The organism is Pseudomonas sp. SMN5 (genome assembly GCF_052041925.1).
GTDB lineage: Bacteria > Pseudomonadota > Gammaproteobacteria > Pseudomonadales > Pseudomonadaceae > Aquipseudomonas.
Genome location: NZ_JBKGGX010000008.1, coordinates 118,138 through 143,773, shown reverse-complemented (window position 1 = coordinate 143,773; position 25,636 = coordinate 118,138). Strand labels below are relative to the sequence as shown.

26 protein-coding genes are annotated in these 25,636 nt (G+C 61.1%); 13 read left to right on the top strand and 13 right to left on the bottom strand.

Features of this window, described 5'->3' with window-relative positions; all coding sequences use genetic code 11:
* Positions 1–61 precede the first annotated feature (61 nt).
* The gene (locus tag ACLEJR_RS10680; RefSeq protein WP_440796723.1) at positions 62–802 is read right to left on the bottom strand and encodes an SDR family oxidoreductase; all 741 of its coding nucleotides are present in this window, start codon (positions 800–802) and stop codon (positions 62–64) included.
* Positions 803–928: 126 nt separating this feature from the next.
* Here ACLEJR_RS10680 and ACLEJR_RS10675 point away from each other — a divergent pair, with 126 nt between their 5' ends.
* The 4 genes from ACLEJR_RS10675 (at position 929) to mgrA (ending at position 3,721) form a co-directional block, all read left to right on the top strand.
* The gene (locus tag ACLEJR_RS10675) at positions 929–1,819 is read left to right on the top strand and encodes a LysR family transcriptional regulator (protein WP_440813774.1); all 891 of its coding nucleotides are present in this window, start codon (positions 929–931) and stop codon (positions 1,817–1,819) included.
* A gap of 126 nt (positions 1,820–1,945) precedes the next feature.
* Complete coding sequence (locus ACLEJR_RS10670; protein WP_440796721.1) at positions 1,946–2,128, top strand: type II toxin-antitoxin system HicA family toxin; 183 nt, start codon at positions 1,946–1,948, stop codon at positions 2,126–2,128.
* Between the two features lie 92 nt (positions 2,129–2,220).
* Entirely contained in the window at positions 2,221–2,622 is a 402-nt protein-coding gene (locus ACLEJR_RS10665) for a type II toxin-antitoxin system HicB family antitoxin (RefSeq protein ID WP_440796846.1), read from the top strand.
* Between the two features lie 61 nt (positions 2,623–2,683).
* Positions 2,684–3,721: an L-glyceraldehyde 3-phosphate reductase gene (gene mgrA / locus ACLEJR_RS10660; protein WP_440813773.1), complete on the top strand. Its 1,038-nt coding sequence runs from the start codon at positions 2,684–2,686 to the stop codon at positions 3,719–3,721.
* 175 nt (positions 3,722–3,896) lie between these two features.
* Here the strand turns inward: mgrA and tauD are convergent, their stop codons facing one another.
* The 7 genes from tauD to ACLEJR_RS10625 form a co-directional block, all read right to left on the bottom strand.
* Complete coding sequence (gene tauD / locus ACLEJR_RS10655) at positions 3,897–4,739, bottom strand: taurine dioxygenase (protein WP_440813772.1); 843 nt, start codon at positions 4,737–4,739, stop codon at positions 3,897–3,899.
* Positions 4,740–4,784: 45 nt separating this feature from the next.
* Positions 4,785–5,624, bottom strand: a complete 840-nt coding sequence (gene tauC, locus ACLEJR_RS10650; RefSeq protein ID WP_440796718.1) for a taurine ABC transporter permease TauC — start codon at positions 5,622–5,624, stop codon at positions 4,785–4,787.
* The gene (gene tauB / locus ACLEJR_RS10645) at positions 5,621–6,415 is read right to left on the bottom strand and encodes a taurine ABC transporter ATP-binding subunit (RefSeq protein ID WP_440813770.1); all 795 of its coding nucleotides are present in this window, start codon (positions 6,413–6,415) and stop codon (positions 5,621–5,623) included. The genes tauC and tauB overlap by 4 nt, the downstream gene beginning before the upstream one ends.
* 21 nt (positions 6,416–6,436) lie before the next feature.
* A complete protein-coding gene (tauA, locus tag ACLEJR_RS10640; RefSeq protein WP_440813768.1) occupies positions 6,437–7,414 on the bottom strand; it encodes a taurine ABC transporter substrate-binding protein in 978 nt (325 codons plus the stop codon).
* A gap of 281 nt (positions 7,415–7,695) precedes the next feature.
* The gene (gshA, locus tag ACLEJR_RS10635; protein WP_440796715.1) at positions 7,696–9,279 is read right to left on the bottom strand and encodes a glutamate--cysteine ligase; all 1,584 of its coding nucleotides are present in this window, start codon (positions 9,277–9,279) and stop codon (positions 7,696–7,698) included.
* Positions 9,280–9,561: 282 nt separating this feature from the next.
* Positions 9,562–9,945 (bottom strand): PaaI family thioesterase, encoded by a 384-nt coding sequence (locus ACLEJR_RS10630; RefSeq protein ID WP_440796714.1) that lies wholly within the window; start codon positions 9,943–9,945, stop codon positions 9,562–9,564.
* On the bottom strand, positions 9,945–12,269 hold the full coding sequence (locus ACLEJR_RS10625; RefSeq protein WP_440813766.1) for a Tex family protein: 2,325 nt from the start codon (positions 12,267–12,269) through the stop codon (positions 9,945–9,947). Before ACLEJR_RS10625 ends, ACLEJR_RS10630 begins: the two co-directional genes overlap by 1 nt.
* 355 nt (positions 12,270–12,624) lie before the next feature.
* Between ACLEJR_RS10625 and ompR the strand changes: the two genes are divergently transcribed.
* Both ompR and ACLEJR_RS10615 read left to right on the top strand, forming a co-directional pair.
* Positions 12,625–13,365, top strand: coding sequence for an osmolarity response regulator transcription factor OmpR (gene ompR, locus ACLEJR_RS10620; RefSeq protein WP_260961483.1), 741 nt, complete (start codon positions 12,625–12,627; stop codon positions 13,363–13,365).
* 111 nt (positions 13,366–13,476) lie between these two features.
* Positions 13,477–14,790, top strand: a complete 1,314-nt coding sequence (locus ACLEJR_RS10615; RefSeq protein WP_440796712.1) for an ATP-binding protein — start codon at positions 13,477–13,479, stop codon at positions 14,788–14,790.
* Between the two features lie 117 nt (positions 14,791–14,907).
* On the opposite strand, the gene rimK is transcribed toward ACLEJR_RS10615, so the two are convergent.
* Together rimK and rimB are read right to left on the bottom strand one after the other, a co-directional pair.
* Positions 14,908–15,813 carry a 30S ribosomal protein S6--L-glutamate ligase gene (gene rimK / locus ACLEJR_RS10610; protein WP_030141550.1) on the bottom strand — a complete coding sequence of 302 codons (906 nt, stop codon included), beginning with the start codon at positions 15,811–15,813 and terminating at the stop codon, positions 14,908–14,910.
* Entirely contained in the window at positions 15,810–16,292 is a 483-nt protein-coding gene (rimB, locus tag ACLEJR_RS10605) for a retropepsin-like aspartic endopeptidase RimB (RefSeq protein ID WP_440813764.1), read from the bottom strand. Before rimB ends, rimK begins: the two co-directional genes overlap by 4 nt.
* Positions 16,293–16,519: 227 nt before the next feature.
* Here rimB and ACLEJR_RS10600 point away from each other — a divergent pair, with 227 nt between their 5' ends.
* The 3 genes from ACLEJR_RS10600 to ACLEJR_RS10590 all read left to right on the top strand — a co-directional run bounded on the left by ACLEJR_RS10600 (position 16,520) and on the right by ACLEJR_RS10590 (position 19,765).
* Positions 16,520–16,924 (top strand): RNA-binding S4 domain-containing protein, encoded by a 405-nt coding sequence (locus tag ACLEJR_RS10600; RefSeq protein ID WP_440796710.1) that lies wholly within the window; start codon positions 16,520–16,522, stop codon positions 16,922–16,924.
* A 215-nt stretch (positions 16,925–17,139) separates the two neighbouring features.
* Positions 17,140–18,042 (top strand): Hsp33 family molecular chaperone HslO, encoded by a 903-nt coding sequence (gene hslO / locus ACLEJR_RS10595; protein ID WP_440813761.1) that lies wholly within the window; start codon positions 17,140–17,142, stop codon positions 18,040–18,042.
* Positions 18,043–18,220: 178 nt separating this feature from the next.
* Positions 18,221–19,765 (top strand): phosphoenolpyruvate carboxykinase, encoded by a 1,545-nt coding sequence (locus ACLEJR_RS10590; protein WP_440796708.1) that lies wholly within the window; start codon positions 18,221–18,223, stop codon positions 19,763–19,765.
* A 177-nt stretch (positions 19,766–19,942) separates the two neighbouring features.
* On the opposite strand, the gene ACLEJR_RS10585 is transcribed toward ACLEJR_RS10590, so the two are convergent.
* Entirely contained in the window at positions 19,943–20,074 is a 132-nt protein-coding gene (locus ACLEJR_RS10585) for a hypothetical protein (protein WP_440796707.1), read from the bottom strand.
* Positions 20,075–20,157: 83 nt separating this feature from the next.
* On the bottom strand, positions 20,158–21,222 hold the full coding sequence (locus ACLEJR_RS10580; RefSeq protein WP_440813759.1) for a S8 family peptidase: 1,065 nt from the start codon (positions 21,220–21,222) through the stop codon (positions 20,158–20,160).
* A gap of 406 nt (positions 21,223–21,628) precedes the next feature.
* Here ACLEJR_RS10580 and ACLEJR_RS10575 point away from each other — a divergent pair, with 406 nt between their 5' ends.
* From ACLEJR_RS10575 to ACLEJR_RS10560, 4 genes are all read left to right on the top strand, one after another.
* Positions 21,629–22,843, top strand: coding sequence for a colicin E3/pyocin S6 family cytotoxin (locus ACLEJR_RS10575; protein WP_440813756.1), 1,215 nt, complete (start codon positions 21,629–21,631; stop codon positions 22,841–22,843).
* Positions 22,840–23,067: a hypothetical protein gene (locus ACLEJR_RS10570; protein ID WP_440813753.1), complete on the top strand. Its 228-nt coding sequence runs from the start codon at positions 22,840–22,842 to the stop codon at positions 23,065–23,067. Before ACLEJR_RS10575 ends, ACLEJR_RS10570 begins: the two co-directional genes overlap by 4 nt.
* A 185-nt stretch (positions 23,068–23,252) precedes the next feature.
* Positions 23,253–24,479 carry a 3-hydroxyacyl-CoA dehydrogenase NAD-binding domain-containing protein gene (locus tag ACLEJR_RS10565; protein WP_440813751.1) on the top strand — a complete coding sequence of 409 codons (1,227 nt, stop codon included), beginning with the start codon at positions 23,253–23,255 and terminating at the stop codon, positions 24,477–24,479.
* 50 nt (positions 24,480–24,529) lie between these two features.
* Positions 24,530–24,949: an acyl-CoA thioesterase gene (locus ACLEJR_RS10560; protein ID WP_440796700.1), complete on the top strand. Its 420-nt coding sequence runs from the start codon at positions 24,530–24,532 to the stop codon at positions 24,947–24,949.
* Between the two features lie 76 nt (positions 24,950–25,025).
* On the opposite strand, the gene ACLEJR_RS10555 is transcribed toward ACLEJR_RS10560, so the two are convergent.
* Positions 25,026–25,505 (bottom strand): glycine zipper domain-containing protein, encoded by a 480-nt coding sequence (locus ACLEJR_RS10555; RefSeq protein ID WP_440796699.1) that lies wholly within the window; start codon positions 25,503–25,505, stop codon positions 25,026–25,028.
* Positions 25,506–25,636: the final 131 nt, after the last annotated feature.

Below are 25,636 nucleotides of genomic sequence, written 5' to 3'. Positions count from 1 at the left end.
TTCCCTTGTGGGAGCGAGCTTGCTCGCGATAGCGGCCTGGCGGACGCTGTCGTGCGAAGCCTCAGACCAGCCCGCCGTTGGCCCGCAAGATCTGTCCGTTGACCCAGCCGGCGGCCGGGCTCACCAGGAACGAGATGATGCTGGCGATGTCTTGCGGCTGGCCGAGGCGCTCCAGCGGCGGCATCTTCGCGTAATGCTGGATCTGCTCCTCACTCTTGCCATGGGTGAAGAGCTCGGTGGCGACCGGACCTGGGGCCACGGCATTCACGGTGATCTGGCGACCGCGCAACTCTTTGGCGAATACCTGGGTCAGGGATTCCACGGCCGCTTTGCTGGCGATGTACACCGAATAGCCCGGCAGGTTCAGGCCCACGGTGCTGCTGGAAAAATTCACGATCCGACCACCGTCGTTCAAGCGGGTCGCGGCTTCGCGCAGGGTATTGAAGGTGCCGCGGGTGTTGATGGCGAAGGTCTGGTCGAACAGCTCGTCGCTGTGCTGGGCCAGGGGCATGACTTGCAGGATACCGGCGTTGTTGATCAACACATCGACCTTGCCCAGTTGCGCTTCGACCTCATCGAACATCCGGCGGACATCGGCGGCGGCCGCCACATCGGCCTTGACCGCTATGGCCTGGTGACCCGCCTGGCGCAGTTGTACCACCAGCTTCGAGGCTTCGCTGGCGCTGTTGGCGAAGTTGATGGCAACGGCATAGCCTTCGCCCGCCAGGTGCCTGGCAATTTCGGCGCCGATACCGCGAGAAGCACCGGTGACAATGGCGACTTTGGAGTTCTGGATCGTCATGGCTGGATTCCTTCGGATAGAGGTGGTTAGGAAGTGAAGTCAGATTCACATGTTTACTCCGGGGGATAAATGCCGGAGAGTTGCCTTGACTGTTCATGAATCACCAACAATCCGGGCGCGACTGCAATGGATCAAGTCAAGGCAATGAAGGCGTTCGTGCGTATCTACGAGCGCAGCAGTTTTACTCAGGCCGCCGAAGACCTGAACCTGCCCCGCGCCACGCTGACCCACACCCTCAACCAGTTCGAAGCCTGGCTCGGGGTTCGCCTGCTGGAGCGTAGCACCCGCAAAGTGCGACCGACCCTCGATGGCGAGGCCTATTACCCGCGCTGTGTACAACTGCTGGCGGAACTCGAAGAAGCCGAGCTGGCGTTCCGCAGCGTCGCGCCCAAGGGCCGCTTGCGGGTGGATATGCATGGCACCCTGGCGCGGCATTTCGTGATCCCGGCGTTGCCGGACTTCATGGCGCGCTACCCGGACATCGAGCTGTCTATCAGCGAGGCCGACCGGTTCGTCGACTTGATTGGAGAAGGGGTCGACTGCGTCCTGCGCGCCGGCACCCTGAAAGATTCGTCTTTGATCGGCCGGCGCGTCGCCAGCCTGCGGCAGATCACCTGCGCCAGCCCTGCTTACCTGCGCCGATACGGTGAACCGAAAAGCCTTGATGACCTGAGCGGCCATCGGGCGGTGAACTACGTTTCGCGCGTCACCGCCAAGCTCTATCCATTCCAGTTCATGGTCGATGGCGAACTCCAGGAAGTCGCCATCGATGGTGCACTGTCGGTGTTCGGCGCCGAAATCTACGCCGCCTCGGCCATCGCCGGCCTGGGTCTGATCCAATGTCCGCATTACCGGATGCAAACCCAGATCCAGCAAGGCCTGGTCCAGGAAATCCTCACCGCCACGCCACCCCCCGACATGCCGATCTCGGTGCTCTATCCCCACAACCGCCACCTGTCGCCACGGGTCCGGGTGTTTGTGGATTGGTTGGCGGAGGTGTTTGCGCAAGTGCGCTAACGACAGTCGGAGCGGTGTATTCGCTGAAGAGTTGGGCTAATATTTTTCATGATGTGTATTGTGTGTATGGGCGGTGCCTTTCGCAGCTAGAGTTTTCCGGCAGAGCTGGCGAATCAGGCAAAGGTGATGCGAAGCAGGGAAATGATCAGGAAGATCGAAGAGGACGGTTGGTATCTGGTAGCGGTGAAGGGTAGCCATCATCAGTACAAGCATTCTTTCAAGGCGGGAAGGGTGACGATCAAACACCCCGACTCTGACCTGCCGAGAGGCACGATCAATAGCATATTGAAACAGGCGGGCCTGAAATGAGGCCTATGATCGATGACGTCATCCCCGGCGGGGATACATTGTTATCAGACCGGCTGATACCGCTGCCGGATCTGGAGGAAGGATTCATCCAAATGAAATTTCCGGTCGTTCTGCATAAGGATGCCGATTCTGAATACGGGGTGACGGTCCCGGATGTGCCAGGGTGTTTTTCTGCTGGCGGCACTGTGGCGCAAGCTATCGAGAATGTGAAAGAAGCACTCTCCCTGCACTACGAGGGTTTGGTGGCTGATGGCGAGCCGCTGCCGAAGATCCATGAGATTGACGATCACCTTGAGAACCCGGATTACGCGGGTGGGATCTGGGCCGTGGTGGAATTTGACGTCACGCCGTATTTCGGAAAATCGGTACGGTTCAATGCGACGCTGCCTGAGCAGTTGCTGGAGCGCATTGATCAGACCGTACGACGGGACCAGCGCTACCGCTCGCGCTCAGGTTTTCTGGCGGCGGCAGCCTTGCGCGAACTTTCAGCCTGACCCGGGCGTCTGTGAAATGTTAGCGTTGCCATCCGCGTCCGTCCGAACTGAGAGTTTTTCGATGACTTACACCGCTGCCGAAAACCGCTACGAGTCCATCCCTTATCGCCGCGTCGGTCGCAGCGGGCTGGTGCTGCCGGCGCTGTCACTGGGGTTGTGGCACAACTTTGGCGACAGCACGCCGATCGATACCCAGCGCGCGTTGTTGCGTACGGCGTTCGACCTGGGCATCAACCACTTTGACCTGGCGAACAACTATGGCCCGCCCTATGGCAGTGCCGAGATCAATTTCGGTCGGTTGCTGCGCGAGGATTTCAAGCAGTACCGCGATGAGTTGATCATTTCCAGCAAGGCCGGTTGGGACATGTGGCCGGGTCCTTATGGGCAGGGTGGCGGTTCGCGCAAGTATGTGCTCGCCAGTCTCGACCAGAGCTTGCAGCGCCTGGGCGTGGATTATGTGGACATCTTTTATTCCCACCGTTTCGACCCTGATACCCCGCTGGAGGAAACCGCCAGTGCGCTGGCGACGGCTGTGCAGCAGGGCAAGGCGTTGTACGTGGGCATTTCTTCCTACTCTGGCGTGAAGACCCGGGAAATGGCTGCGCTGTTGAAGGAATGGAAAGTCCCGCTGTTGATCCACCAGCCGGCCTACAACCTGCTCAATCGCTGGGTGGAAAAAGACCTGCTGGACGCCACCGAGGAGCTGGGCACCGGTGTGATTGCCTTTACTCCATTGGCCCAAGGCCTGCTCACCGACAAATACCTCAAGGGCATTCCGGAAGATGCGCGGGTCAATCGTCCGGGAGGTGGCTCGTTGCAGGCGTCGCACCTGTCGGAAAACAACATCGCCCATGTGCGCGCCCTAAATGAGATCGCTCAGCAGCGCGGCCAGAGCCTGGCGCAAATGGCCCTGGCATGGACCCTGCGCGACCCGCGGATCACCTCGGCGCTGATCGGTGCCAGCCGTCCGGAGCAGATCATCGAGAATGTCGGCGCGTTGAAGAATCTGAGTTTCAGCGCGCAGGAACTGGCGCAGATCGATCGGTTTGCCCAGGAAGGCGGGATCAATCTCTGGGAGAAGCCTTCGTTGGCGGAGTGACGAGCGAAAGACAAACTGTGGCGGGGAACTGGCGGTGGCGAGGGAGCTTGCTCCGGCTGGGCCGCCAAGCGGCCCCAGAACTGTGCCAGGAGCGGGTTTTTGAATAATCCGGGAGGCCTTGGGGCTGCTGCGCACCCCAGCGGGAGCAAGCTCCCTCGCCACGGGTGGGGGCTGTTCACCTGAAAAACGGCACATCCCCTAATATCGTCGCCCGGTGCATCACTCGCCGCGCCGGGCGATAGTCATCCACCGCGAAGTGCTGGGTTACGCGATTGTCCCAGAACGCCACGTCATTGGCCTGCCAGCGCCAGCGAAGGGTGAACTCCGGGCGGGTGGCGTGGGCGAACAGCAGTTTCAGGATCGCCTCGCTTTCGCTTTCCGACAACTCATTGATGCGCGTGGTGAAGCCTTCGTTGACGAATAATGAGCGGCGTCCACTCACCGGATGGGTGCGGATCACCGGGTGGGACAGCGGTGGGTTTTTGCGGCGCGCTTCTTCCCAGCGCGCCAAGTCTTGTGCGGTGTTGCCAAAGCGCTCCAGCGGAAAGGACCGGGTGAAATCGTGGGTCGCCGTCAGACCTTGTAGCATCTGCTTCAGGGGCGTCGACAGGGCTTCATATGCCGCGATGCCGCTGGCCCACAAGGTGTCGCCGCCGAATGCCGGTAGCAGCTTGGCGCTGAGCACCGCGCCCAGGGCCGGGGTGGGCAGGAAGGTTACGTCGGTGTGCCACACGGCGTTGTCGCGGACATCGGTCACGGCAGTGTCGAGCACCAGGACTTCCGGCTGCTCCGGCACATTAGGGTAGATCGGATGGATATGCAGGTCGCCGAAGCAGGCGGCGAAACGCGCCTGTTGCTGCGGTTCGATCGGCTGGTTCCGAAAGAACAGCACCTGATGTTCGAGCAGCGCCTGCTCGATGGTATCGCGATCCTGCGGGCTCAAGGGCTGGCTGATATCGATCCCGTCGATTTGCGCGCCGAGGGCGCTGCTCAACGGAGTAATGCTCGGACGGTTCATCGCAATGTCTCGTTTGGCGCCGAATCGTCGGCGTGGTCATTGGTCTCAATGGGCCTGGCCGTGCCATGGCACCAGTTTGCGTTGCAGCGCGCGCAAGCCCATTTCCATGGCGAAGGCGATCAGTGCGATCACCAGGATGCCCAGCACCACCACATCGGTGACCAGGAATTGCGCGGCTGACTGCACCATGAACCCCAGGCCACTGGTGGCGGCGATCAGCTCGGCGGCCACCAGCGTCGACCAGCCCACGCCCAGGCCGATGCGAATCCCGGTGAGAATGTCCGGCAGGGCGCTGGGCACGATCACATGGCGAATCAACTGAATGCGTGTAGCGCCCAGCGACTGTGCGGCCCGCAGTTTGGCCGGATCGACGGTGCGCACGCCGGTGGCCGTGGCGATGGCAATCGGCGCGAAGATCGCCAGATAGATCAGCAGCACTTTTGACAACTCACCAATGCCGCACCAGATCACGATCAATGGCAGATAGGCCAGCGGTGGTATCGGTCGGTAGAACTCGATCAGCGGATCGAGCACACCCCGGGCAATACGGTTGGCACCGATGGCGATGCCCACCGGCACCGCCGTCAAAATGGCGAACAGCAGGCCCAGGCCGATTCGCTGAAGGCTGGCGGCCAGGTGTTGCCAGAGCGTGGCGTCCATGTAGCCGCTGGTTGCCAGCAGCCAGCCTTTTTGCAGCACCGCGAAGGGCGACGGCAGGAACAGCGGTTCGATCAGCCCGCTGGCGGTGATTGCCCCCCAGAGGGTCAGCAAAGCGATCAACGTCAGGCTGCTGATCCAGCGGATACTCAGTGTGAATCGTGGGCCGATAGTCGTGCGCCTGGTCGTGGGCTCACGGACCAGGGCAGGCACTTCGTAGCTGCTCATGCGCGCTCCTGTTGCCGAGTGGCGCTGCGTTGGGAGAATACTTTGGCGAGTACATGCTCGCGGGTTTCGATAAAGCGCGGGTCGGACTTGATCGAGCGTGCCGATTCCCCGTCCCCGTAGCGGCGACCGAAGTCCAGGCTCAAGCGCTCGACGACTTGCCCTGGGTTGGGCGCCAGCAGGACCAGATCGGTGGCGAGGAAAACCGCCTCTTCAATGTCATGGGTAATCAGGAATACCGGTTTGGCGGTGCGCTGCCAAACTTGCAGCAACAGCTCCTGCATCTGTTCACGGGTGAAAGCGTCCAGGGCACCGAACGGCTCGTCCATCAACAGCAGACGCGGGTCAGCCGCCAGCGCCCGGGCCAGGCCGACGCGCTGTTTCTGGCCGCCCGACAGCTGCCAGACGCGGCGTTGCTCGAAACCGGCCAGGTCCACCAGGGCGAGCATCTCCCGGGCCCGGGCTTCACGCTTTGGCTTGGGGACCCCGGCCAGCTCCAGGCCGAACCCGACGTTCGCCAGCACGTCTTGCCAGGGCAGCAGCGCGTCGTCCTGGAACACCACGCCGCGCTCGGCGCCCGGGCCCTTGATGGGCACGCCGTCCAAGGTGATCTGCCCGGCGCTGGGCTCTATGAACCCGGCGATCAGGTTCAACAGCGAGGTCTTGCCACTGCCGGACGGGCCGAGGGCCACCAGCAATTGCCGGGGCCCCAGGGTCAGTGAAATATCCGCCAGCACGGGTTCCGCTGCGCCGGGGTACTGTGCGCTGATGCGCTCCAGCTGTAGCAAGGCCATCGCGATGTCTCCCGAATGTGATCAACGAGTGATGTATTTGGCGCTGACGTACGGCGCGTAGTCCGGCAATACGGCTTCGACTTTGCCTTGCTCCTTGAGGAACGCCGCGGTGTTGGTAATGGCCTGGGTGGTCGGTGCGCCGAGGCTCACCACCTGGTCGGCGGCCAGGGGATAGACGTTGCCTTGCAGCAACAGCGGGATGTCACTGGCCTTGGCGCCGGAGAGCTTCACCAGTTTTTCGACGTTGGACGCATCGGCCAACCAGGCTTGTGGGTCCTTGCGGTATTGGGCATAGGCATCCAGGGTGACCTTGGCGAAGGCGGTCACAATTTCCGGATGCTTCTGGGCGAAGTCCTTGCGCACGATCCAGGCGTCAAAGGTCGGCGCACCGAACTGGGCCAGCTCGGCGGAGGTGATCAGCACTTTGCCGTTTTCCTTGGCCACGCCCAGGGCCGGGTCCCAGACGTAAGTGGCATCGATATCGCCGCGCTTCCAGGCCGCGATGATGGCCGGTGGCGCCAGGTTCAGGATGGTGACTTTCGCAGGATCGATGTTCCAGTGTTTCAACGCCGCGAGCAGGCTGTAGTGCCCGGTGGATACGAACGGTACCGCGACCTTCTTGCCGATCAGGTCTTGCGGGGTCTTGATTCCGGAACCGTCGCGAGCCACCAGTGCCTCGGCGGCACCGATCTGGGTAGCGATGAGGAAGGTTTCCACCGGAACATTGCGCGTAATGGCTGCGGTCAACGGACTGGAGCCGAGGTAGCCGATCTGCACATCACCCGAGGCGATGGCGGTAATGACGTCGGCGCCGTTATCGAACTTGCGCCAGTCGATCCTGGCCTGGGTGGCTTTTTCATAGGCGCCGTCGGCCTGGGCCACTTTGGCCGGGTCGACAGTGGTCTGGTACGCAACGGTCAGGTCGGCCGCCTGGGCGAAAAGACTCGCCGCGGCCAGGGAGGCGGCCGCGAGAAGGCGAAGGGGGAAACTCAAAGTCATGGCAAAAGCTCCTCAACAGGCCACCGAAATGGTTGGTATGGGAGGAGACTAAATGATCTAAGAATTCAGAAATAAATAACTTTTTAGAATGAGCTTATCAGCGAAAAAACTCAGCGCATGACAAGCACATGCTCTTGTGGCGAGGGAGCTTGCTGTGGCGAGGGAGCTTGCTCCCGCTGGACTGCGAAGCAGGCCCGGGATTTTGCGGCTGCTGTGCAGCCGAGCAGGAGCAAGCTCCCTTGCCACAAAAGCCGTTCAGTAACGGATCGACACGACAGCCGTCAGTTACTGATCGCCAGAATGCTCGCCTGGTACGAACCGACGAACACATCGAAATCCCCCACCTCGTTCTGCTCAAGCTCAGCTTGCTGGACCAGCGATTGGCGGGCGGCTTCGTCGAATGTGTCCTGCTCCTGGGCAGGCAACGGCTCGGCGCGGAAGAATTCGGCGTGGGCTTTGCTCTGGCGCAGGGAGAACTGGGCGAAGCTTTCCTGATGCTCGGCCATGGCGGCCAGCACCTGGGCGGACGGGGTCAGGGACGGGTCACGGACCTTCGCCAGTTGCGCCTCCAATGACTGCCGGTGGGCATCGCCACCGTTGCTCTGGTCGAGCAACGAAGCCAGCGGCGCGATTTTTTCCAGCAATTCGATGGCCCAGGCCTGCATGTCAACGGCCTGGCCCTGACGTTGCAATTGCAGCCCAGGCTTGCGGCCTTCCTTGACCACCGTCAGGAAGTTGCTCGTGGCGTTGCCGCATTCGTTGTTTTCCAGTTGCGGGCTGTCGTTGAGGCCGCAATACAGCAGGAATGCATCGATGAAACGCGATTCAGTGAGATCGATGCCCATCGGCAGGAACGGGTTGATATCCAGGCAGCGCACTTCGACGTACTGGATACCCCGGGCCATCAAAGCCTGGATCGGCCGCTCGCCGGTGTAGGTCACGCGTTTGGGGCGGATGTTGGAGTAGTACTCGTTTTCGATCTGCAGGATGTTGGTGTTGAGCTGCACCCACTCACCGTTCTGGTGGGTCCCCACCTCGACGTACGGCGCATAGGGTGTCGCCACAGCCTTGCGCAGGCTGTCGGTGTAGCTTGCAAGGTCGTTGTAGCAAGGCGTGAGGCCGGCCTGGGCGTTGCTCTGGTAACCCAGGTCACTCATGCGCAGGCTGGTGGCGTAGGGCAGGTACAGCGTGTCCGGATCCAGTTGTTCCAACTGGTGCGGGCGGCCGCGCAGGAAACCGGCGTCCAGGGCCGGCGAGGCGCCGAACAGGTACATCAGCAGCCAGCTGTAGCGGCGGAAGTTACGGATCAGTGCGATGTAGGCCGAAGACTGGAAGTCGCGGTCGCTGACCTCGGTGGCTTCGTCCTGGCGCAGCAGTGGCCAGAGCTTTTCCGGCAACGAGAAGTTGTAGTGGATCCCGGCGATGCATTGCATGGTCTTGCCGTAGCGCAGGGCCAGGCCTTGACGGTAGACGTACTTGAGCCGACCGATGTTCGAGGTGCCGTAGTACGCAATCGGAATGTCTTCCTCGGCCGGCAGCGGGCACGGCATCGAGGGGCTCCACAGGTACTCGTCGCCCAGTTTGCTGTAAACGAAACGGTGGATCCGGTCGAGGCTGTGCAGGGTGTCGGCCGGGTCGGCCAGGGCCGGAGTGATGAATTCCAGCAGCGACTCGGAGTAGTCGGTGGTGATCTGTTCGTTGGTCAGCGCCGAGCCCAGGGCCTTGGGATGCGGCGTCTGGGCCAGGTGGCCATCCTCCGTGACGCGTAGGCATTCACGCTCGATGCCGTGCAGGCACTGTTCGAGCAGAGAGAGGTTGGCGCGCTCACCGAGCAGGGCCAGGCGGCGGTTTAAAAGGTCGCTCAAGTTGAATTCCTTCACGCGTCAGTCGCCCCAATATGGGGGTGGGCAGGACGGTCTACAAGGGTGAAGTTAAAACTGGCGTTTTCGCCTGGTTTTGTGCGGCCGAGACATCATTGCCGCTGGTCTTTCCGTGGGAGCGAGCCTGCTCGCGATAGCGGTGGATCAGTAACAGTCATGTCGACTGGCACACCGCCATCGCGAGCAGGCTCGCTCCCACAGAGAGTCATGGCGAGCTTCGACGCCGCATTCGCAGCGCCGAAATTAACTCAAATCGAGGGTGGGGAGCTATAGGACAGCGAACGTGCCTTGCGCTTTTGCGACCAGTTTGTCGCCTTGCACGACCTCGGCCTCGACCACCAGGGTGCGTCGGCCCGGGTGAATCACCCGGGCGGTACACAGCACTTCGCCCTCGGACACGGCGCGTATGTAGTTGATCTTGCACTCGATGGTCGCGCTCTGCTGGTCAAAACCATGGACGCTGGAGCAGGCCAGCCCCATGGCGATGTCCACCAGGCTGAACAACGCCCCGCCATGCAGCTTGCCGCCACGATTGCGCAATGGCGCCTCAAGGCCCAGGGCGACTTGCGCCACCCCGTCAGCAAGGCTGTGCAGACGGCAGCCGAGCAGCTTGAAAAACGCGCTTTCCACCAACCCGGCCGGTATGTCCATCAGCGTTTCTTCAACTGCTTGGCGTTGGCGAACAACGAGGCCATGGCGTTGTTGGCCGGGGCCGCAGTAGCGGTTTCCTTGCGTGGAGCGGAGCTCTGCGGCTGGCGCGGCGTGGAGCCTGGACGAGCGCCACGGGCACCGTCGACTTTTTCGCCCGGCGTGTCGCTCATGCGCATCGACAAGCCGACGCGTTTGCGCGGGATGTCGACTTCCATGACCTTCACTTTCACCACATCACCGGCCTTCACCGCTTCGCGCGGGTCCTTGATGAATTTCTCCGACAGCGCCGAAATATGAACCAGGCCGTCCTGATGCACGCCGATGTCGACGAACGCACCGAAGTTGGTGACGTTGGTCACCACGCCTTCGAGAATCATCCCGGGTTGCAGGTCCTTGAGGTCTTCGACGCCTTCCTGGAACTCGGCAGTCTTGAACTCCGGACGCGGGTCGCGGCCCGGTTTTTCCAGTTCTTGCAGGATGTCGGTCACGGTCGGCAGGCCGAAGGTTTCGTCGGTGAACTTCTTCGGATCCAGGCGCTTGAGGAACGCGGCGTCACCGATCAGCGAACGGATGTCGCGGTCGGTCTGGGCGGCGATGCGTTGCACCAGGGGATAGGCCTCGGGGTGGACCGCCGAGGAATCCAGCGGATTGTCGCCGTTCATGACGCGTAGGAAGCCGGCCGCCTGCTCGAAGGTTTTTTCCCCCAGGCGCGGGACTTTCTTCAACGCGGCGCGGGACTTGAATGCGCCGTGTTCGTCGCGGTGGGTGACGATGTTCTGCGCAAGCGTGGCATTCAGGCCGGAGATCCGCGCCAGCAATGCCACCGACGCGGTGTTCACATCCACGCCCACGGCGTTCACGCAGTCCTCGACCACGGCGTCCAGGCCGCGGGCCAGCTTCAGCTGGGACACGTCGTGCTGGTATTGGCCGACACCGATGGATTTCGGATCGATCTTCACCAGTTCCGCCAGCGGATCCTGCAAGCGCCGGGCAATCGACACGGCGCCACGGATCGACACGTCCAGGTCCGGGAATTCCTTGGCGGCCAGTTCCGACGCCGAATAAACCGAGGCGCCGGCTTCAGAGACCATCACCTTGGTCATTTTCATGGCCGGGTATTTCTTGATCAGCTCGGCAGCCAGTTTGTCGGTCTCACGGCTGGCGGTGCCGTTGCCGATGGCGATCAGGTCCACCGAGTGCTTGGCGCACAGGGCGGCGAGCACGGCGAGGGTCTGGTCCCACTTGTTGTGCGGGACGTGGGGGTAGACCGTGGTGTGGTCCAGCAGCTTGCCGGTGGAGTCCACCACCGCCACCTTGCAACCGGTGCGCAGGCCCGGGTCCAGGCCCAGGGTGGCACGCGGGCCGGCCGGCGCGGCCAGCAGCAGGTCGTGCAGGTTGTGGGCGAAGACGTTGATCGCCTCGGTCTCGGCACTGTCGCGCAATTCGCCCAGCAGGTCGCTCTCCAGATGGGTATAGAGCTTGACCTTCCAGGTCCAGCGCACCACCTCGGCCAGCCACTTGTCGGCGGGGCGGTTCTGGTTCTGGATGCCGAACTGCTGGCCGATCATGCCTTCGCACGGATGCATCGTGCCGGGCAGCTCATCGCCGACTTTCAATGCGGAACTGAGAATGCCTTCGTTGCGGCCGCGGAAAATCGCCAAAGCGCGGTGGGACGGCACGCTCTTGAGCGGTTCGTCGTGTTCGAAGTAATCGCGGAACTTGGCCCCTTCCTCTTCCTTGCCGGCAATTACGCGGGCGCTGAGGATGGCTTCCTGCTTGAGGAAGTTGCGCAGTTTTTCCAGCAGGTTGGCGTCTTCGGCGAAACGCTCCATGAGGATGTACTTGGCGCCTTCCAGGGCGGCCTTGACGTCCGCCACACCCTTTTCTGCGTTGACGAAGCGCGCCGCTTCGGTTTCCGGGGCCAGGCTCGGATCGTTGAACAGGCCGTCGGCCAGCTCGCCGAGACCGGCTTCCAGGGCGATCTGGCCCTTGGTGCGGCGCTTTTGCTTGTACGGCAGGTAGAGGTCTTCGAGGCGGGTCTTGGTATCGGCCAGCTTGATGTCGCGCTCCAGCGCCGGGGTCAGCTTGCCTTGCTCCTGGATGCTGGCCAGGATGCTGATGCGCCGCTCGTCGAGTTCACGCAGGTAGCGCAGGCGCTCTTCCAGATGACGCAACTGGGTGTCATCGAGGCTGCCGGTCACTTCTTTCCGGTAACGGGCGATGAAAGGCACCGTGGAGCCTTCATCGAGTAGCGCGACGGCCGCTTCGACCTGTTGCGGGCGTACGCCGAGTTCCTCGGCGATGCGGCTGTTGATGCTGTCCATAAAACCACCTGACAAATGATGAAATCAGGCTCGCCGCCACGCTAGCGGGGCTCGGCGAGACTGGTTGAGCGGCCTGGCATGGGTCGCTGCCTGGATCGACAGGCTGCCTGTCGATCCGCGAAATTCAGAAAGTGCTGCCGGCCGGGGAACATACATGTCGATTGATCAAGAACCGACATCCCCTGGCACAAAAGGCCGCGCATTATAACCAGCGTTCCGTCCTTAGGGAGTGGTGTGTGGTTGTAGGCTCGATCCGCGGATTTGTGGAGTTGGAGGAAAAATCTGCTAACAATGCACACGGGTGCGTATAACGGCAGCTAGGCCATAATGCGCGCCAAGATCAAAGGAGCTTCCTATGAGCAGCACTGCACAAACTGCTGAAGGCGAAAAAATTCTTATCGTTGACGACGATCCAGGGCTGAGCAGCCTGCTGGAGCGCTTTTTCGTCAGCAAGGGCTACCGCGCCCGCACCGTACCCAATACCGAACAGATGGACCGGCTCCTGGCCCGTGAAGTGTTCAACCTGGTGGTGCTCGACCTGATGCTGCCCGGCGAAGACGGCCTCACCGCCTGCCGCCGGCTGCGTGGCGCGAACAACCAGATCCCGATCATCATGCTCACCGCCAAGGGCGACGAGCTGAGTCGTATCAAGGGGCTCGAACTGGGCGCCGACGATTACCTGGCCAAGCCGTTCAACCCGGACGAGCTGATGGCCCGCGTCAAGGCTGTCCTGCGTCGCCAGTCGGCTCCGGTGCCTGGCGCCCCGGGCAGCGAAGACGAGAGCGTGACCTTCGGCGACTACGAGTTGTCCCTGGCGACTCGCGAGCTCAAGCGCGGCAATGAGGTCCACATGCTCACCACCGGCGAGTTCGCGGTGCTCAAGGCCCTGGTGATGAATGCTCGCCAGCCGCTGACCCGCGACAAGTTGATGAACCTGGCCCGGGGTCGCGAGTGGGACGCACTGGAGCGCTCCATCGACGTGCAGATTTCCCGTCTGCGTCGGATGATCGAGCCTGATCCATCCAAGCCGCGTTACATCCAGACGGTCTGGGGCGTGGGTTATGTCTTCGTGCCGGATGGCGCCGCCAGCAAGTGATCGGTGATTTGTAGGAGCGGGTGGCCTGTCGGGAATTGTCTTCCTTCAGGCGACCCGCGGTCCGTCATTGTGCGAGTATCGCTCGCTCCTGCAAGTGTGTAGCGGTTATCCATGAAAACCCCCGTTTGGTTCCCCCAGAGCTTCTTCTCCCGCACCCTCTGGCTGGTTTTGATCGTCGTGCTCTTTTCCAAGGCTCTGACGCTGGTATACCTGCTGATGAACGAGGACGTTCTCGTGGACCGCCAGTACAGCCATGGCGTGGCCTTGACCTTACGGGCCTACTGGGCGGCGGACGAAACCAACCGGACGAAGATCGCCGAGGCGGCGACGCTGATCCGCGTGGTCGGTGCCGGCGTGCCGGAAGGTGAACAGCACTGGCCCTACAGCGAGATCTATCAACGACAAATGCAGGCTGAGCTGGGAGCCGACACCGAGGTCCGCTTGCGCATGCATTCGCCTCCGGCGCTGTGGGTACGGGCTCCGAGCCTGGGAGACGGCTGGCTGAAGGTGCCGTTGTACCCGCATCCTTTGCGCGGACAGAAAATCTGGAACGTACTCGGCTGGTTCCTGGCCATCGGCCTGCTGTCGACGGCTTCGGCGTGGATCTTCGTCAGTCAGCTCAACCAGCCGTTGAAGCGGCTGGTCTACGCTGCCCGCCAATTGGGCCAGGGCCGCAGCGTCCGATTGCCCATCAGCGACACGCCCAGCGAGATGACCGAGGTTTACCGTGCCTTCAACCAGATGGCCGAAGATGTCGAGCAGGCCGGGCGCGAGCGTGAGCTGATGCTTGCGGGTGTTTCCCACGACTTGCGCACGCCGCTGACGCGGCTGCGACTATCCCTGGAGCTGATGGGCGAGCACACCGACCTGACGGACGAAATGGTGCGCGACATCGAGGACATGGATGCGATCCTCGACCAGTTCCTGGCGTTCATCCGCGATGGTCGCGATGAGTCGGTGGAAGAGGTGGACCTCAGCGATCTGGTGCGGGAAGTCGCTGCACCCTATAACCAGAACGGTGAAAAAGTACACCTGCGACTGGAGCCGATCCAGCCGTTCCCGTTGCGCAGGGTGTCGATGAAACGGCTGTTGAACAACCTGATCGGCAATGCCCTGAACCACGCCGGATCCGACGTCGAAGTCGCGGCTTATGTTTCCGGCGACACCAGTGCGCCTTATGTGGTGCTGAGCGTCATGGATCGTGGCGCGGGCATCGATCCGTCGGAGCTGGAAGCGATTTTCAATCCCTTTACCCGCGGCGACCGCGCCCGAGGTGGGAAGGGCACGGGGCTGGGCCTGGCCATCGTCAAGCGCATCGCCTCGATGCATGGCGGCAATGTAGAGTTGCGCAACCGCGTCGGTGGCGGCCTGGAAGCGCGGGTGCGCTTGCCGCTGGGGTTGATGCTGCCTCGGGATGCGGTCTAGGGGCGCCTACAAGCTACAAGCCGCAAGCTACAAGCTACAAGCTACAAGCTACAAGTTACAAGTTACAAGCTACAAGTTACAAGCTCAGGCAGTGCAGCTTGCGGCTTACAGCTGCCCCTATCCTTTGCCTTTGGTCCGGGTCATGTTCGGCCCGCCATTCTTTTCCAGATGCTCGATGATGATCCCCGCCACGTTCTTGCTGGTGGTGGTCTCGATTCCTTCCAGGCCGGGCGATGAGTTGACTTCCATGACCAACGGCCCGTGGTTGGAACGCAGGATGTCTACACCCGCAACGGCCAGGCCCATGACCTTTGCGGCACGCAGGGCGGTCATGCGCTCTTCCGGAGTGATCTTGATCAGGCTGGCGCTGCCGCCACGATGCAGGTTGGAGCGAAACTCTCCGGGCCGGGCCTGGCGTTTCATCGAGGCGATTACCTTGTCGCCCACGACGAAACAGCGGATATCCGCGCCGCCGGCTTCCTTGATGTACTCCTGGACCATGATGTTCTGCTTCAAACCCATGAATGCCTCGATCACCGATTCCGCCGCCGTGGCGGTCTCGCACAGGACCACGCCGATGCCCTGAGTGCCTTCCAGCACCTTGATCACCAGCGGCGCGCCGTTGACCATGGCGATCAGGTCGGGGATGTCGTCCGGGGAGTGGGCGAAACCGGTCACGGGCAGGCCGATACCCCGGCGCGACAGCAGTTGCAGCGAGCGCAACTTGTCCCGGGAGCGGGCGATGGCCACGGACTCGTTGAGGGGATACACGCCCATCATTTCAAACTGACGCAATACGGCGCAGCCATAGAATGTCACTGATGCGCCGATGCGCGGAATCACCGCATCGAAGCCTTCCAGCGGTTTGCCGCGGTAGTGGATCTGCGGCTTGTGGCTGGCAATGTTCATGTAGGCGCGCAGGGTATCGATCACCACCATTTCATGGCCACGTTCGGTCCCGGCTTCAACCAGGCGACGAGTGGAATACAGACGCGGATTTCGCGACAGCACAGCGATCTTCATGCAACACCTGTGGCAGAGGTAGTGGACACCGGGAACACCGGCTTGTCTTGAACGTATTTGGTGCCTGGATTGACCACCAACTGGCCGTCGATCAAGGCTTTGGAACCCAGTAACAGGCGATATCGCATGGACTTGCGGCAGGCCAGAGTGAATTCGACCCGCCAGATCCGGTCACCCAGTGCCAACGTGGTGCTGATCACGTAGCGGACCTGGGCGTGGCCGTTGGAGCTTTTTATGGTCTTGCGCGCCACCAGCGGGGCCTCGCAACGGCGATGGCGCAGTTGCACCACCGTGCCGAGGTGCGCCGTGAAGCGTACCCACTTCTCACCATTGCGCTCGAAGGGCTCGATGTCCGTGGCGTGCAGGCTGGAGGTGCTGGCGCCGGTGTCGATCTTGGCCCGCAGGCCCGCGACTCCCAGATCCGGGAGCGCCACCCACTCGCGTAGACCGACAACGGTCAAATGGTCAAAAGTCTTCAATAAAAAAACCTGCGATCAGTACATCGGATCGTGGACTCCGCGAATCGCGGTATTCACGCAGAATAATCACAAAATGGCGACAGTTATCTACCTACCTGTTTCCGGTCGTAACTTTCAGGGCCAGGGGGCTGGAGTCGGCTCGGCGGCATTCTATCTGTCGGGCCCGATTCGTGCGCTCGACAAAAACGGTAGTACAGTTCTGACTATCGGCGGAAAGAGGAATTGCAGTGACACAAAAAAATGCAGAGGACGACAAGGTCCGGCTCGATAAGTGGTTGTGGGCGGCGCGATTCTATAAGACACGGGCCTTGGCCAAGGCGGCTATTGAAAGTGGCAAGGTTCATCACCGGGGCGAGCGTTGCAAGCCGGGCAAGGAGCCTCGGGTCGGCGATGAGTTTGTGATCCGTGCCGGGTTCGATGAAAAGACCGTGGTGGTCGAAGCTCTGTCGATCGTGCGTCGCGGGGCGCCTGAAGCGCAGACGCTGTACCGCGAAACCGAGGCGAGCATCGCCAGGCGCGAAGCCGCGGCTGCCCAACGCAAGGCGGGGGCCCTGGGCGTCAGCACCGATGGCAAGCCGAGCAAGAAGCAGCGTCGGGACCTGTTCAAGTTTCGGGGCGACAACAGCGAGTAGGTCCTGAACGGATTGTTTGCCAATCTAGCGAGGTGGCGGCGGAGTGAAAAATTGTGGCGAGGGGATAAATCCCCTCGCCACAGGTTCAATCAGCATCCTAATGGAGCGAGCGGTGCAGGCTACGCGTCAGTCCACCCCTCGCCTTGCTTGGAACCCACCGTCAATGCCCATAAAATGCCCACCATCATTTGTCATCACCTCAGATACCAGACCCTATGACTGATTTACCGGACACCGACTTCACCCAACGTTTCATTTTCGATGACAGCGACGCCCGTGGTGAGCTGGTGTCGTTGGAGCGCAGCTATGCGGAAGTCCTCGCCAAACACGCTTATCCGGAGCCGGTCGCGCAGCTGCTCGGTGAACTGATGGCGGCTGCGGCGCTGTTGGTCGGCACCCTGAAGTTCGATGGCTTGCTGATTCTCCAGGCCCGTTCCGAGGGGCCGGTGCCCCTGCTTATGATCGAGTGCTCCAGCGAGCGCCAGATCCGCGGCCTGGCTCGTTACGACGCCGAGCAGATCGCGCCCGATGCGACCCTGGCGGACCTGATGCCCAACGGTGTACTGGCCCTGACGGTCGACCCGACCCATGGCAAGCGTTACCAAGGCATCGTCGATCTCGATGGGGCGACCCTGGCCGACTGCTTCACCAACTACTTCGTCATGTCCCAACAGACCAACTCGCGGTTCTGGCTCTACGCAGACGGGCGACGTGCCCGTGGTTTGCTGCTGCAGCAATTGCCCGCCGATCGTATCCGCGATCCGGAAGAGCGTGACGCCAGCTGGCAGCACGTCACCGCTCTGGCCAGCACCTTGAGCGCCGATGAACTGTTGAGCCTGGACAACGAAACTGTGCTGCACCGCCTCTACCATGAGGAACAGGTGCGCCTGTTCGACGGCCAGCCGTTGCGCTTCCAATGCAGTTGCTCCCGTGAACGTTCCGGTAATGCGCTGGTCAGTCTGGGTCTGGAAGATGCGCAGCAACTGGTGATCGAACATGGCGGTGCCATCGAGATCGATTGTCAGTTTTGCAACGAGCGCTACCTGTTCGATGCCGCGGACATCGTTCAGTTGTTCGCGGGCGCGGGTGTCGACACGCCGTCAGATACTCGTCACTAAAACGCTTCAGCGCAGGTAAATCTCCTGGCAAACGCCGGATTTACGCCGTACTGACGGGAGGGCCCTACTCTTTTTGGGCTTTTCTGGCATAATCCGGCCCACTTTTTTCGGGTAGTAGTGCGCGACTTCCTACTACAAAACGTTTGGAGCACTCGGCCACGGGCCGACGGGGAATCTCATGACGCAAGCCAATAACGCCGTGTACACCGATCTGAGTGTCGATGAACTGGTCAAAGAAGCCCTGAATCGCGGTGAAGGCGAGCTTGCCGATACCGGCGCACTGGTTGTTCGTACCGGTCATCGTACCGGCCGTTCGCCAGTCGACCGTTTCATTGTCGAAGAGCCAACCACCCAGGACGCCATTGCCTGGGGCCCGATCAACCGCAAGTTCCCGGCCGACAAGTTCGATGCCCTGTGGAACCGCGTCGAAGCCTACCTGGGCGAGCGCGAGCGTTTTGTCTCCCACGTGCATGTAGGGTCCGATCCTGCCCACTACCTGCCGGTCAAGATGACCACCGAAACCGCCTGGCACAACCTGTTCGGCCGCTGCCTGTTCATCAACCCCGAGCAGTACAACGCCGGCGGCAAGGAGGAGTGGCAGATCCTCAACGCGCCAAACTTCGTCTGCGAGCCTGAGCGCGACGGCACCAACTCCGATGGCACCGTGATCATCAACTTCGCGGCCAGGAAAGTGCTGATCGCTGGCATGCGCTACGCCGGTGAAATGAAAAAAGCCCTGTTCTCCGTACAGAACTTCCTGCTGCCAGCCGCCGACGTGCTGCCGATGCACTGCGCCGCCAACATGGGCGAAGAGGGCGATGTGACCCTGTTCTTCGGTCTGTCGGGCACCGGCAAGACCACCCTGTCCGCCGATGAAAGCCGTTACCTGATCGGTGACGACGAACACGGCTGGGGCGTGGGTGTGGTCTTCAATATTGAAGGCGGCTGCTATGCCAAGTGCATCGACCTGTCCGAAAAGAACGAGCCGGTCATCTGGAAAGCCATCCAGCATGGCGCCGTGCTGGAAAACGTCGTTCTGGACCCGGTGACCAAGAAAGCCGACTACGCCGACGACAGCCTGACCCAGAACAGCCGTGCGGCCTACCCGCGTGAACTGATCGAAAAACGCGCACCGAAGAACCTCGGTGGCGAGCCAAATGCCGTGATCTTCCTGACCTGCGACCTGACTGGCGTGCTGCCCCCGGTGTCGATCCTCAGCGAAGAACAGGCCGCCTACCACTTCCTGTCCGGCTACACCGCGCTGGTAGGTTCGACCGAAATGGGTTCGGGCAGCGGCATCAAGTCGACCTTCTCCACCTGCTTCGGCGCCCCGTTCTTCCCGCGCCCTGCCGGTGAATACGCTGAACTGCTGATCAAGCGTATCCGTGGCTTTGGCTCCAAGGTCTATCTGGTCAACACCGGCTGGACCGGCGGCGGCTACGGCGTCGGCAAGCGTTTCAACATCCCGACCACCCGTGCGGTGATCGCCGCTATCCAGAGCGGCGCGCTGGTCGGTGCTGAAACCGAACACCTGGACATCATCAACCTGGACGTGCCACTGGCTGTTCCAGGCGTCGAGACTGGCCTGTTGAACCCACGCAACACCTGGGCTGACAAGGCTGCCTACGACGAAGCGGCCAAGGCACTGGCTGGTCTGTTCATCGAGAACTTCAAGAAGTTCGACGTGAGCGACGCGATCAAGGCCGCTGGCCCGCAGTTGTAAGGCTCGGACAGTGAATGAAAAAACCGCCCTTAGGGGCGGTTTTTTTATAGGGGTTATTTGTTCGATAGATAAATGCGGGCGCCATGGTTTCCTGCTCGCGCCTGGACAGTCCCAAGCAAGCCGCTGCGATAAAGCCTTCACCGACTTTCGAGCATTCTGGAAAAGCTAATCGGATCGTCAGGATGTTGCAGACCCAGCAACTGGAGTTTCGAGCGTCGCCAGAATGGGCGGCTCCTCCGGTATTTCCATGCATCCGCCCAGCAACAGGGACAGGAGCAGGGTGGCGGGTAAGGCGAGTTTGTACGACATGGTCATTTCCTTTTTTCCAGGTTGCGAGCCGTGGGCGTCTTGCCGCTGGCGGTTTCGATGCAATGTGTTTGCTGGATTTTCGTTCAGTTCGTCATTTGTTCAGGCCGGCGTAACGCGGCAGCCTCAAGGTCCATCAACCCTCTGCCATAAGCTTCGCTGTTGGCATAGATTCCCGAGCGGTTGGCCGTCGCCAGAAGGTGTTCACGTACCTGGTGCGGGCTGAGTGCCGGATACAGACTTTGAAGCGCCGCGAGGGCGCCGCTGACGAGGGCGGCGGCCGGTGATGTGCCGGCCGTTTGCAGGTAGCGACCGTCCTTGCCTACGGTGAGCAGACCGGCCTCTGCGCCGGCGTCGCCGCCAGGGACAGCGATGCACCAGGCGGCTGCAACACCACAATAGTTGGATTTTCCATTGATGGCGCTGCCGTCGCTCTTCAAGGCCACCACTGCGATCCAACCCTTTTCCAGTTCAGGTAATGCGACCGGCAATCCGGGCTCGGCCAATGGCTCGCGCTTGAGTTCGTTGCCGGTCGGAAAGACAAATACGGCGCCGTCCGCTACCAGTTTCCGGGCAACCGCCAGGGAATCTGGCATCACCTGGTTGTACCGTGCTTCGTTGATTTCAGTGGCCGGAATGGCGTTGGCCCACGAGTTGTTGAACACTCGGGCGCCCTTGTCGAAGCCACTTTGCCAGGACTGTGCGATGTTGTTGTCGAAGAAGAACGGCTCGTTATCGTCGCCGAAACGGAAGGGGATCAGCCGTGCATTGAACGCGATGCCATGCATGCCCCGGTCGTCCTTGTTGGCGGCAAGGATGCCGGCCATTTGCGTGCCGTGGCCGATCCGGTCAATCGTAGCGGCGCGCCCCTCGACATAATCGAACCCAGGGTCGGCCAGCCTGCCTTCGAACTCCTTCAAATCACCCGCGAGCCCCGAATCGACCAGCGCCACGGTTACGTTCTGGCCGCTGCCTCCACGAGCGTACAGGGATGAAGCCTTGACCACGGCCAAGCCAGGTTGGGCATGATACTCCGGGGTTTCGAACTCGGCGGGTTCAACGCCGGAGGAGGCGGGCAGGGTCAGGCAGCCGCTCAATAGGAAGGTTGACGCAATCGCCAGCGCGCATGGCGCAGAAAACGGGTAGGGCATGGTTCGGTCCTTGAACAGAATGTTGAACGCCCGGCTTCCAAGCCTCGGCGTAACGCATGAATGATGGCGCACCTTAACCCGCGGGAGAGCCATGGACGAGGCATCAAAGTGCTCGGATTTGTATCACTTCGTGGCATAGAGGAAAGGGTTGGCGCTGCACCATCCGGTAGCGTTTCTAAGGCTCGACGAACTGACGCAGGAAGCCTGGGGTGAGGTGCATGGCGGAGTCCGGGCCGATGGGGCGTGTCTGGATGGGAAATGCCAGAGTGAAATCGTTGTTCACCGGAACAAAGAGGAACGATCCCACAACGATTCAGGAAGCGTCTGGTAAGCGTTCTTTTAATTGGTCGGTAAGGTTTGTCCCTCCCTTTCAATCCGGGTTGATACGGCCGGGCAAGGACGAACGATGAGCAAAGGAAAACCCGGTGAGCCCCAGGTCTGGGAGCACCACGGTGGCGACTGGGGCTACAGGAGGCTGCGGGATATGACCCCAGCCGAGCTGGCTAAGCGAGCAGTCGATCAACAACGCCACGACGCCATGCTCGGCAGGCAGGACGCTTACATGAAGGCGCGCCTGGCCCAACTGCACCAAGAGCACGCTCCGGCCATACGGGGCTGCGTATTCACCAAGTCCTGCAAGTTGCCCGATGCGGTTATCGACTACTGCAATCCAACCGGCTACATCCCTACGGAGCTTGTGAAAGAGTACGGCACGGTGACGCTGCTGGGTGGGCGCCAGGCAGACGAGTCGGGACGCGTACCGCTGAAAAGAATCACCGGTACGTTACCGGCCAGCTTCGGTACGTTTGCCTTGGGCGGGACGGCACTGAATGCCATGGGTACCGGCACCAGTGCCGCTGTCGGCGCGATCTCCGCACCTGTGGCGGCCGGAGCGCTGCTGGGGCTGGTGGGCTTGTTGGCGCCTACCAGCCTGGGTGACGGCTCACTCTATACCGAAGATCAATTGCGCTCCCTGGAACACGCTCGCACCCGCGTTCGCTTGCATATCGAAACCCGAGCCGACGGGACGCTGAAAGGGTATGGCTACAACACCCAGGCACGACCTGACTGGGAAATGATTCCGGTGGTGACCTTTCAGGTTCGCGGCGACCTCTATGTCGCGGACTTTGGCGATGGGGTCGAATTGATCTGGACGCCAGCGCAGGATCCTTCGGCGACGCTGGGAATTCCGGCCTTGGAGGCCGCTCCCCAGGCACCTCATATCTGGATCTTTCCACCAACCCCCGCGGCGGACAGCATTATCGTCAATCCGATTTATCCACCGGAGTACAAGGATTTCATTCTTGTGTTTCCGGTGGGTTCGGGGGTTTCGCCGCTTTATATTGTGTTGAGTGTTTCTGATCATAAATATCATCCGACCCCTAAAGGTGTTCTGCCTGCTTTTCCTGACCTTTTTCGTGTCCGGTCAAAAACTGCGGTACAAGGCGGAGGGGCGTTACGTCCGCGCTGGAGGGATCGAGCGGGAAACATTTATGAATGGGATCGGCAGCATGGAGCGCTTGAAAAATACAACAGACGTGGAAAACACCAAGGCGAGTTCGATCATGTTACTGGTCATCAAACAAAAAGTGCGGATAAGACGAGGGAGGTAGATCCATGAGTTTTGCAGTGTTGGGCTACCGTCCAGGCAAGGATGAACTGGTATTTGAGCAGAACCTCAGTTTGGTAGCAGAGGTTCTGAAGACCGTCATGGGCTGGAAAAGTGAGGATGATCACGTGGGAGTGGACTTCAGACTTTCTGTGACACAAGTACTGGAGATTGAGCGGTTGGAGTCGGTGGCTTTTCCCCATGGCCTTGATCTGTATTTAACATCTTATGAGTGACAATCAAAAATCGCGTAAGGGTCGAACTTAGAAGAGACCGACGGCTGCGGCCTCGTCGCTGGACCCAAGGACACCTGCGCCGCATCCATCCGCTGAATGCCCACCATCACACGAATAAATTTCAAAAAAAATCTCACGCTGGCTAAGGTGAAGGCTGTCTTTGGATCGCCAACAAGAGAGCCAACATGAGCCAGACACCCTTCGATATTCAGCGCGCCGCCGTGGTCGGTGCAGGCACTATGGGGCGGGGCATTGTGATGTGCCTGGCCAATGCCGGAGTAGCGGTGCAGTGGGTCGACAACAATCCACAGATGCTTGAGCAGGCACTGATCGCGGTGGCTGAGACCTACGCCCACAGCGTGCGCCAGGGACGTATTGACCAGGGCGAAGCCGATGCCCGGATCGCGCGGGTGACCCGCGCCGATGACTACACGGCAATTCGCGACGTGGACCTGGTGATCGAGGCGGTGTATGAAAACCTCGAACTGAAGCAGAAAATTTTCCGCGAACTCGATGGCCTGCTCAAGCACGAGGCGATCCTGGCAAGCAACACGTCGGCCCTGGACATCGATGCCATTGCTGCAGTCACGCAGCGGCCCACCCAGGTACTGGGCCTGCATTTTTTCAGCCCGGCGCACATCATGAAATTGCTGGAAGTCGTACGCGGTGCGCAGACTTCCAAGGCGGTGCTGGAGGCGGCCCTGGTGTTGGGCAAGCGCATGGGCAAGGTCAGCGTGATTTCTGGCAATTGCCACGGTTTCATCGGCAACCGCATGTTGCACCCCTACGTGTTGGAGGCGCGCAAGATGCTGCTGGAGGGGGCATTTCCCCATCAGGTGGATGCGGCATTGCAGGCTTTCGGTTTCGCCATGGGCCCGTTCCGTATGTACGACGTCGTTGGGATCGATCTGGAATGGCGCGCCCGTGAGCTGGCGGGCAAAGGCCAGGATGCACCCGAGGTGCAAGTGGATAATCGCTTGTGCGAATTGGGGCGGTTCGGGCAGAAGAGCGGCAACGGTTACTATCACTACGAACCTGGCAGCCGACAGGCCGAGCATGATGTTGAAGTCGATGCGTTGGTGCTGCGGGTCAGTGAAGAGCTGGGTTTTCAGCGTCGCGAAATTGGACCGGAAGAAGTTCGCGAGCGCTGCCTGCTGGCGTTGGTCAACGAAGGGGCGAAGATCCTGCAGGAAGGCATTGCCGAGTCGGCCCACGATATTGACCTGGTCTACCTCAATGGCTATGGATTCCCGGCGGACAAGGGTGGCCCGATGGCCTGGGCCGATGAACAGGGCCTGGATGACATTCACGTGCGGCTGCTGGAGCTTGAAACGAAGCAGGGCGATCATTGGAAGCCTGCACGGCTGATCAGCGAACTGGCAGCCCAGGGCAAGGGCTTCGCCCAGCGCTAGGTCCGGCCCGGCGCCACGAACCCATCAACGAGCCCCCACAAGGACAACTGATGCCCCAACGTTCCGAATACCTTCATTTGCAACCGCTCACTACGCGCTGGCATGACAACGATGTATACGGTCACGTCAACAACGTCACCTACTACAGCTTTTTCGATACGGCGGTGAACACCTACCTGATCGAAACCGGCGGCCTGGATATTCATGGCGGCGAGGTGGTGGGGTTTGTGGTGAGTTCCTCCTGCGACTACTTTGCCTCGATCGCTTTTCCGGAAAAAATTGAAGTCGGCTTGCGCGTTGCCAAGCTGGGCAGTAGCTCGGTGCAGTACGAGCTGGCGGTGTTCAAGGAAGGTGAAGAGGAGGCGTGCGCAGCGGGACGGTTTGTCCACGTGTTCGTGGATCGGGCGTCGAATCGACCGGTGGCGATTCCGGATCGGTTGCGCGGGGCTTTGCAGCGACTGGTGGTCTGAAACGAAAATCGCAGCCTGCGATCAGCGCCAGGCGCTGTCGGAGGCTGCGATTGTCAACGGCGTTATCAGTCAGTCGTTAGTCGCGGTAGTGGCGATGGTGATGCTTGCGATGCCCGTAGGCATGGCCGCGACCCGGATGGCCGTCACGGTAGTAGCGGCGATCGCCGCGGCGGCCGTCATAACGACGATCATCGTCGTCGTCCTTGCCCATGTAGTTACCCAGTGCGCCGCCGGCACCGCCGCCCGCTGCTGCGCCGATCAGGCTGCCGGTGGTACCGCCTACGCTGCGGCCGACCACGTTACCGCCGGCTGCGCCCAGCGCACCACCAATGGCTGCTTCGCCGCGGCTGTGTTTGTCTGCACCGACCGCACTACCACCCGCGCCGCCCAGGGCCGCGCCGATAGTGGAGCCGGTGTTGCCGCCCAGGGACTGGCCGACGACCGAACCCAAAACCCCGCCCAATGCGCCGCCAACGCCTGCTTCGGCAGTACCACCCGCAGAGGCGATGCCGCTGACCAGGCCAAGGGACAACAAGAGAATGGAGGAGAACTTCATAGAGGAGCCTCAAAGGGATGACGGCGCGATCCTGAGGCTGGCTTCGCTGCGTGACAATCGAAATCCGACGAGTAACACGACTTGTGCACAATTCTCTAAGTTATTGTTTTTAGTCTGGAACTTAAGCCGTT

What these genes read in the sequence shown, in the direction of transcription:
- ACLEJR_RS10680 (WP_440796723.1), bottom strand. Translation starts at nt 802, where the DNA reads ATGACGATCCAGAACTCCAAAGTCGCCATTGTCACCGGTGCTTCTCGC.
- ACLEJR_RS10675 (WP_440813774.1), top strand. Translation starts at nt 929, where the DNA reads ATGGATCAAGTCAAGGCAATGAAGGCGTTCGTGCGTATCTACGAGCGC.
- ACLEJR_RS10670 (WP_440796721.1), top strand. Translation starts at nt 1,946, where the DNA reads ATGCGAAGCAGGGAAATGATCAGGAAGATCGAAGAGGACGGTTGGTAT.
- ACLEJR_RS10665 (WP_440796846.1), top strand. Translation starts at nt 2,221, where the DNA reads ATGAAATTTCCGGTCGTTCTGCATAAGGATGCCGATTCTGAATACGGG.
- mgrA (WP_440813773.1), top strand. Translation starts at nt 2,684, where the DNA reads ATGACTTACACCGCTGCCGAAAACCGCTACGAGTCCATCCCTTATCGC.
- tauD (WP_440813772.1), bottom strand. Translation starts at nt 4,739, where the DNA reads ATGAACCGTCCGAGCATTACTCCGTTGAGCAGCGCCCTCGGCGCGCAA.
- tauC (WP_440796718.1), bottom strand. Translation starts at nt 5,624, where the DNA reads ATGAGCAGCTACGAAGTGCCTGCCCTGGTCCGTGAGCCCACGACCAGG.
- tauB (WP_440813770.1), bottom strand. Translation starts at nt 6,415, where the DNA reads ATGGCCTTGCTACAGCTGGAGCGCATCAGCGCACAGTACCCCGGCGCA.
- tauA (WP_440813768.1), bottom strand. Translation starts at nt 7,414, where the DNA reads ATGACTTTGAGTTTCCCCCTTCGCCTTCTCGCGGCCGCCTCCCTGGCC.
- ACLEJR_RS10630 (WP_440796714.1), bottom strand. Translation starts at nt 9,945, where the DNA reads ATGGACATACCGGCCGGGTTGGTGGAAAGCGCGTTTTTCAAGCTGCTC.
- ACLEJR_RS10625 (WP_440813766.1), bottom strand. Translation starts at nt 12,269, where the DNA reads ATGGACAGCATCAACAGCCGCATCGCCGAGGAACTCGGCGTACGCCCG.
- ompR (WP_260961483.1), top strand. Translation starts at nt 12,625, where the DNA reads ATGAGCAGCACTGCACAAACTGCTGAAGGCGAAAAAATTCTTATCGTT.
- ACLEJR_RS10615 (WP_440796712.1), top strand. Translation starts at nt 13,477, where the DNA reads ATGAAAACCCCCGTTTGGTTCCCCCAGAGCTTCTTCTCCCGCACCCTC.
- rimK (WP_030141550.1), bottom strand. Translation starts at nt 15,813, where the DNA reads ATGAAGATCGCTGTGCTGTCGCGAAATCCGCGTCTGTATTCCACTCGT.
- hslO (WP_440813761.1), top strand. Translation starts at nt 17,140, where the DNA reads ATGACTGATTTACCGGACACCGACTTCACCCAACGTTTCATTTTCGAT.
- ACLEJR_RS10590 (WP_440796708.1), top strand. Translation starts at nt 18,221, where the DNA reads ATGACGCAAGCCAATAACGCCGTGTACACCGATCTGAGTGTCGATGAA.
- ACLEJR_RS10585 (WP_440796707.1), bottom strand. Translation starts at nt 20,074, where the DNA reads ATGTCGTACAAACTCGCCTTACCCGCCACCCTGCTCCTGTCCCTGTTG.
- ACLEJR_RS10580 (WP_440813759.1), bottom strand. Translation starts at nt 21,222, where the DNA reads ATGCCCTACCCGTTTTCTGCGCCATGCGCGCTGGCGATTGCGTCAACC.
- ACLEJR_RS10575 (WP_440813756.1), top strand. Translation starts at nt 21,629, where the DNA reads ATGAGCAAAGGAAAACCCGGTGAGCCCCAGGTCTGGGAGCACCACGGT.
- ACLEJR_RS10570 (WP_440813753.1), top strand. Translation starts at nt 22,840, where the DNA reads ATGAGTTTTGCAGTGTTGGGCTACCGTCCAGGCAAGGATGAACTGGTA.
- ACLEJR_RS10565 (WP_440813751.1), top strand. Translation starts at nt 23,253, where the DNA reads ATGAGCCAGACACCCTTCGATATTCAGCGCGCCGCCGTGGTCGGTGCA.
- ACLEJR_RS10560 (WP_440796700.1), top strand. Translation starts at nt 24,530, where the DNA reads ATGCCCCAACGTTCCGAATACCTTCATTTGCAACCGCTCACTACGCGC.
- ACLEJR_RS10555 (WP_440796699.1), bottom strand. Translation starts at nt 25,505, where the DNA reads ATGAAGTTCTCCTCCATTCTCTTGTTGTCCCTTGGCCTGGTCAGCGGC.